This is a genomic window from Chamaesiphon polymorphus CCALA 037 (genome assembly GCF_003003845.1).
GTDB classification, from domain to species: Bacteria; Cyanobacteriota; Cyanobacteriia; order Cyanobacteriales; family Chamaesiphonaceae; genus Chamaesiphon; species Chamaesiphon polymorphus.
Genome location: NZ_PVWO01000364.1, coordinates 1 through 6,020, shown reverse-complemented (window position 1 = coordinate 6,020; position 6,020 = coordinate 1). Strand labels below are relative to the sequence as shown.

At 44.8% G+C, this 6,020-nt stretch carries 6 protein-coding genes and 2 pseudogenes; 5 read left to right on the top strand and 3 right to left on the bottom strand.

What is annotated here, in order from left to right; genetic code table 11:
• The first annotated feature begins 123 nt into the window (after positions 1-123).
• Positions 124-435 (top strand): hypothetical protein, encoded by a 312-nt coding sequence (locus tag C7B77_RS21800; RefSeq protein WP_106309805.1) that lies wholly within the window; start codon positions 124-126, stop codon positions 433-435.
• Positions 436-505: 70 nt separating this feature from the next.
• On the opposite strand, the pseudogene C7B77_RS31915 reads toward C7B77_RS21800, so the two are convergent.
• Positions 506-607: pseudogene (locus C7B77_RS31915) on the bottom strand (transposase); the annotation flags it as partial.
• Positions 608-841: 234 nt separating this feature from the next.
• Positions 842-1,288 (bottom strand): annotated as a pseudogene (locus C7B77_RS21795) (Clp protease N-terminal domain-containing protein); the annotation flags it as partial.
• A 711-nt stretch (positions 1,289-1,999) separates the two neighbouring features.
• On the opposite strand from C7B77_RS21795, the gene C7B77_RS21790 reads away from it, so the two are divergent.
• Positions 2,000-2,308 carry a hypothetical protein gene (locus tag C7B77_RS21790; RefSeq protein WP_146138443.1) on the top strand — a complete coding sequence of 103 codons (309 nt, stop codon included), beginning with the start codon at positions 2,000-2,002 and terminating at the stop codon, positions 2,306-2,308.
• A 56-nt stretch (positions 2,309-2,364) separates the two neighbouring features.
• On the opposite strand, the gene C7B77_RS21785 is transcribed toward C7B77_RS21790, so the two are convergent.
• Positions 2,365-2,931, bottom strand: coding sequence for a Clp protease N-terminal domain-containing protein (locus C7B77_RS21785; RefSeq protein ID WP_106309797.1), 567 nt, complete (start codon positions 2,929-2,931; stop codon positions 2,365-2,367).
• 125 nt (positions 2,932-3,056) lie between these two features.
• On the opposite strand from C7B77_RS21785, the gene C7B77_RS21780 reads away from it, so the two are divergent.
• The 3 genes from C7B77_RS21780 to C7B77_RS21770 form a co-directional block, all read left to right on the top strand.
• The gene (locus C7B77_RS21780; protein ID WP_106309795.1) at positions 3,057-4,661 is read left to right on the top strand and encodes a S8 family serine peptidase; all 1,605 of its coding nucleotides are present in this window, start codon (positions 3,057-3,059) and stop codon (positions 4,659-4,661) included.
• Between the two features lie 52 nt (positions 4,662-4,713).
• Complete coding sequence (locus C7B77_RS21775; protein WP_106309792.1) at positions 4,714-5,412, top strand: cyclic nucleotide-binding domain-containing protein; 699 nt, start codon at positions 4,714-4,716, stop codon at positions 5,410-5,412.
• Positions 5,412-6,020: cysteine peptidase family C39 domain-containing protein (locus C7B77_RS21770; RefSeq protein ID WP_245894307.1), on the top strand; the 609-nt coding region annotated here is incomplete at its 3' end. The genes C7B77_RS21775 and C7B77_RS21770, both read left to right, overlap by 1 nt.

The window sequence follows — 6,020 nt, the reverse complement described above, 5'->3', positions numbered from 1 at the left end:
ACTCATAAATGAGTTACCCTAAAGAAGCTAATCGTCCCCCGATTATTCGGTTTAGATTAAACGAATCGCACCGCCAAATTATGGGTAAAGTGACACATTACCTCGCGTCGATTTAACGAACATTTGCCGGATGAGGCATTTGTCTTAGCAACCCCCGACACTACATGGCAACAAACATGGTTGGTCAAGAATACCCGCAGTTCGATCGCACTAGATAAATCGCAGCTCGATAAAAAGATTGTATCGGGTTTTTTGGAGGTGATTGCTAATGGGCAAAAGGCGATCGTCTTTCCCTGGCTACCCTCTTGGAAGGTTGTGAATATCGCTCTGGAACTCAATTTGATGGTGTATGCTGCTGATGCCGATCTCCGCCATTGCGAACGGTTGTTATCCCAGTTGGGTTTCGATTTGCAGCGAATTCAGCGGATTTTATAGTAACTGAGTACTATAACGTACAAACGTTTGCACGGTGTAAATATCGCTACAAATTCATAGGATCTACTTTTCTAGGTCTACCACCTGGTTTGGCTGCTGGAATGAACTCTTTGCGCAAATCCCACTGTTCGTTGGTCAGGTCGGTTAGGTATGATTTTCTGGCTGCTCTCATGATTTTCTGTCTTCGTTTTACTTTTAGACAGATTCTCATAATCTTGGGAGCTTTTCTACCCCCTTTTCAGACACCCTCTGAGTTTTCCCATTCCTTCAGAAGTTTGTCTAACGATTTAGAACAGACGCGTTTGAGGATTTCTCGATTCTCTACACTACGGATCGATCTAAGTTTTCCCAGTACTTCCAAATAGTCACGGATGAGGGCGGACGGGTTCTCTCTAACTTCATCTCTAACTTCAGTATTCTCACCCAGCATCCGAACTACCAGCTCGCGAATTTCAGTTGAGTCTAAGCCCAGATTTGCGAGCACTTTAAGGGCATTCCCGTCTTCAATGCGGAGCGTACCCAACAGAATATGCTCTGCGCGGAAATAGTTATGTCCGAGTTGTTGAGATTCTTCTTCAACTAGCTCTAGAGCGCGAATTGCATTTGGCGAATAGGGGATTTCAGTGGGGACTAAGCTCGACGAACCGCGTCCGATAATTTTTTCGACTTCAATTCTTGTGGCATCGAGAGTAACTCCCATCGATTCTAGTACCTTAGCTACTATACTAGTCCCCTCACCGATCGTTCCAAGTAATAGTTGTTCGGTACCAACAAAGTTGTGCCCTATGCGGGATGATTCTTGCTGAGCAAAACAGATGACTTTGATACATTCCTCTGTGAAACCTTTAACCATTGCTGTTCTCTCTACACTGTTTTTTGAGCTTTGCAGCTAGATTGTAGCAAAAAAATTAGTGGTTGGCTTGATAGGAGAACCGCGAGCGGGAATATCCCACTTTTTATTACTCATTCTTAGAAAAAATATTAAGAGCCAGTTATCAAGCAGTTCAGGAATCGAGATTATTTTAATATCTCAGAATTTTAGAAAGTGAAAATAATGCTATACCATTTTTATCCTTAGGTTTTACTCTAACAGAATTACAGTATAAAAATACACTATAAAAATGTCACAAGAACAAGAGGTCTGGAATAATAAAATCCTGAAATACTTTACTGCAACTATCGATCGAAAGATTGTATTGGGCTTTTGGCGGGATTTTGTACTATAGTCGTGCAAACGTTTGCAAGATGTAAATATCGATCCAAATTTAGTGGTAGATAGTTTGCGAACTATCTATATTGGTTTGAATCGTTTCGATCGGTGGTAACGCATTAGTCTTTTCGGCTCGCGTAAGCGATCGTCAGTAGACAACTCAAGAAAATATCGAGAGATCGTGCAAACGTTTGCACGATCTTTTCCACTGTTTAATTTGTGAAAATATTCTTTTGAGTTGACATTTTATTAAGGCACCCAATAATCTTGATACATGGTTAAACGACAGTTAAATACACGATAAATGTATTAGGCTTTTGTTTAGCTATGGTGTACTCTAGTTTAGAGAAAGTTATGACTATTGAAATCAAAGAGTTAGTGTCTAACAGCTCGGTTCTAGTTGATTTGACTGATGCTGAATCGAGTAAAATAAATGGTGGCTATGCTCCCGTTCTCCAATTTGCGACGGGCAACAACCTTCAGAAAACTTTTGCGGCTCTCGGCATTGTTAACGGCAAGCGAACTAGCGACCCCCGTGTGGTCGACGAACAGCGCCAAATTGGAATTCCTGATGACACAATCCAAGCCGGACAGGATATAGCTGAATTTGCGGGTGGCGGTGTTTATACACTTCCAGTCCTAACTGCTAAGTTAGCGGGTTAATTCAACAAAAAACCTCTGGCTCTCTGCCAGAGTTTTTTTTGTATCCGAGTATCAAGCTATGCGTCGGGACGGTCATGCTTGAGTCGCTCAACTTGTTCTAAACCTAGCTCGATCATGGCACGATTTTCTAAAGCTCGGGCATGATTGCGACGTGCCCTTGGCGAGGAGTTATCGCTCAGACTCCGAGTTATCGGATCGAGAACTTCATTCGCCTCTACGCCCAGGGCTGTGAGTACCTGAAGGCCAATTCCATCTTCGACACGGAGCATACCGAGCATAAGGTGATCGACTTCGATCATAAGGTGATCTACGTCGATATAGTTATGATTGAGTCGCTCAGATTCTTCTGAAGCTAGGTTGAAAGAGCGATGTGCCTCTGGCAAGAAGGGGATTTCAAGGGTGATAAGATACGAACCGCGTCCGCTAATTCTTTCGACTTCGATTCGTGCCCGTTCGAGGGTAACTCCCTTCGACTTGAGGATCTCTGCTGCTACGCTAGTTCCCTCACCGATCGCTCCCAGCAAGATTTGTCCCGTAGAGACGAAGCTGTGCCCGAGGCGGCGTGATTCATCCTGAGCCAACATGATGACTTTGATGGATTCCTCTGTAAAACAATCAATCATATCTGTTTTCCCTCCAATGTCTCTTGTCCGGTGTCCTTACATTATAAAAAATTATTGGTTTGATTGGCAGGAGAATTGCACTTCCAATTTAGATATAAAAAATTAATTTAGAAAATCAGAATATCATGTCAAGAAAAATTACTACTGAAGGCGATCGACTATTAAAGGCTGACATTGCTCGTAACAATTTTAGGGTCGATGGAAGTGGAATCAAGATCGGCATTATCTCTACCAGCTTTAATGCCAAAGATTTATTAACAAGTGATATTGCTAATGGCGAATTACCTGGTGCTAACAATCCAGAAGGTAAATTTCAACCGATTCAAGTATTGAAAGATCTGAAGTCAGATAATGTTTTTGCTGATGAAGAAGGCAGAGCATTAGCTCAAATAATTCATGACCAAGCTCCTGGTGCTGAATTACTATTTCATACTGCCATCAATGATACTGGTAATATTGACGATCGCAGTTACTCAGAAGCTGTAAATTCCCTCGTCGCTGCTGGTGCCAATGTCATTGTTGATGATGCCTTGGTTCCTACTACGATCTTTCAAGATGGGGAAGCAGCCCAAGCTGCAAAAAATGCCGTAGATAAAGGAGTCACCTTTATTTCAGCCGCTGGAAATAATGGTAGAACTTCCTATGAAAGTGATTACCGTAGCGATGGTACAACTTTTAACTTTGGCGGTAAAGCTTTCGAGGCTTTGGACTTCGATCCCAGTACAAATGTCGATTTTTTCCAGAACATAACAGTTACGAAAGACAATACTGCCATATTTCCTTTACTGACTTGGAGCGATCCAAATGGTCAAGTTTCATCAAATCTGGAGCTGTTTTTAGTCAGCAGTCCTACTTTACCTGACGAGAATGCCGAAAATCTTCTGGCTGTATCGGATATTCCCTCTGCTACGGCGATCGATGACCCCCTGCGAAGACTAGCATATCCCACTGCAAAAGACCAAAATCTATATCTAGTAATCGGTCGAGAATTAAATGATACTGAAGCTCCCCGTAAGATTAAGTGGATTAGTACTGCAAATGGACTCGATCGTACTACTAAGTACGAATATATCAACATTAATCCATTTGAGACTGGTTCTTCAACTATTTCTGGTCAAGCTAATTTGGCAGAAACGATTGCTGTGGGTGCCGCCGATCCAAACCAAGATTTTACATCGGGGAAAGCTATGGTTAGGAGTTATTCCAGTGAAGGTAGCTCACCAATCCTGTTTAATGATGTAGGCGATCCCCTGTTTAATGGTGTAAGCGATCCTCTGTTTAATGATGTAGGCGATCCCCTGTTTAATCCTCAAAAAACTACCAATTCAGATCCAATCGCTCGTTACGAAATTTCCAATTTCGATTATGCAGGCGATCCGCTGCTAAATCCTCAAGGAAGAGTCAAGCCAGATATCATCGCTCCTGATGGAATTTCTACATCTGTGGCAGGTTTCGAGACATTTCCAGGAACCTCAGCAGCAGCACCGGGAATTGCTGGGATCGTCGCGCTGATGCAGCAAGCTGCTGGCGGAGCTGACGTACTTACCCCACAACAGATTAAGGAAATACTTCAAAACACGTCTATCCCGGTGAATCTAGGATCGGGAATGTCTAACCCATTTCCTGGTGTTGGTTTACCCCAAGCGGACTTGGCGGTTGCTCAGGCGCAAGCGATCTCTGGCAATATCGGGTACGACAACGGTTTGCATGGTCTAGGAGTGTGGCTATAGTCGCTGACAGCTAAACAATTATCCAGCAATCGCTATTGAACTTTTCCTAGCTATGCCTCACGACCCATCAGCGATCGCTATCTCCCTCGAAACCCTAACCACAATCCTCGGTACTGAGATTGCTCAACCGGAACTAGAAACCCTCCGCAGCCAGATCCAGATTGTCAAAGTTCCCCCCGCCCAAACATTCTGGTATTCAGGTGGCGAATCATCGGGTATTTACATCCTCATTACAGGAAAAATCCGCCTCTTCGATCGCCAGGAAAAACGCCTTGCTACAATTGCTATCGATCGAAGTTTTGGCGAGAGTAGCCTCTTCCCCGATGCTGATTTTTGCCCCTACATCGCCAAATCTCCCCTCGTCAGCAGCGATAAAGAAATCGTCATCGGATTTATCCCCCGACCTCTACTAGAGTCCCTATGGCTCAAATACCCCCAGATCCGCACTCATCTGAGCCAGGTTGCCCAACAATTCGATCGAGTCGTGCGGGGCGACACAGATCCGCTCCCTGCGCTCAAAACTAGCTTTGGAGATGCCCAAACCCAACCCCTCAGTGCGATCGTCTTTGCTAACCCCCCCTCGATCGCCATCTCGATCGAAACTACCGAACCACAGGGACAGCAAAAACTCAATCGCGCCTACTTTCCAACCCCCAGCCAGAAACTCGGCCACTGGTGGAAAAAATTACTCACAATTATCCCTTTTACTCCCAGCAAAGCTCCTCCGACTGTAGCGCGGCTTGTATCGTGATGGTGGGACGGTATTGGGGCAAAGAATTTAATATCAATCGCCTGCGGGAACTCGCCTACGTCAGCCGCGATGGTGCCACGCTCAAAGGCTTAACCAATGCCATCGAACAGCTCGGTTTCAATTGTCGCCCCGTGCGCGCCAGTCTAACCAAACTCGGCCACCAAAAACTCCCAGCGATCGCCCACTGGCAAGGCAACCACTATATCGTAGTGTTCGAGATCACCTCCCAACACGTCATCGTCGGCGATCCGGCGATCGGTCAGCGCAAATTGTCACATGTCGAATTCGAGCGGGGGTGGACGGGTTATTGCTTATTATTAGAACCCACCCTAGCTTTAAAAGAACGCAAAGATGGTAAATCTACCGACCTCTTGCAGCTATTTCAGCTAATTGCCCCCCATAAAGTCGTCATCGGCGAAATCTTCGTCGCCTCCCTCGTCTTACAAATTTTCGGGTTGGTTTCCCCAATCTTGACTCAGTTAATTCTCGATCGAGCCGTAATTCATAAATCATCCAGTAGCCTCGTCACATTTAGTATCGGGCTGCTAATTTTTGGCTTTTTGCAGATTGCTATGTCTTCCCTGCGCCAGTACCTGATGGCTATCACC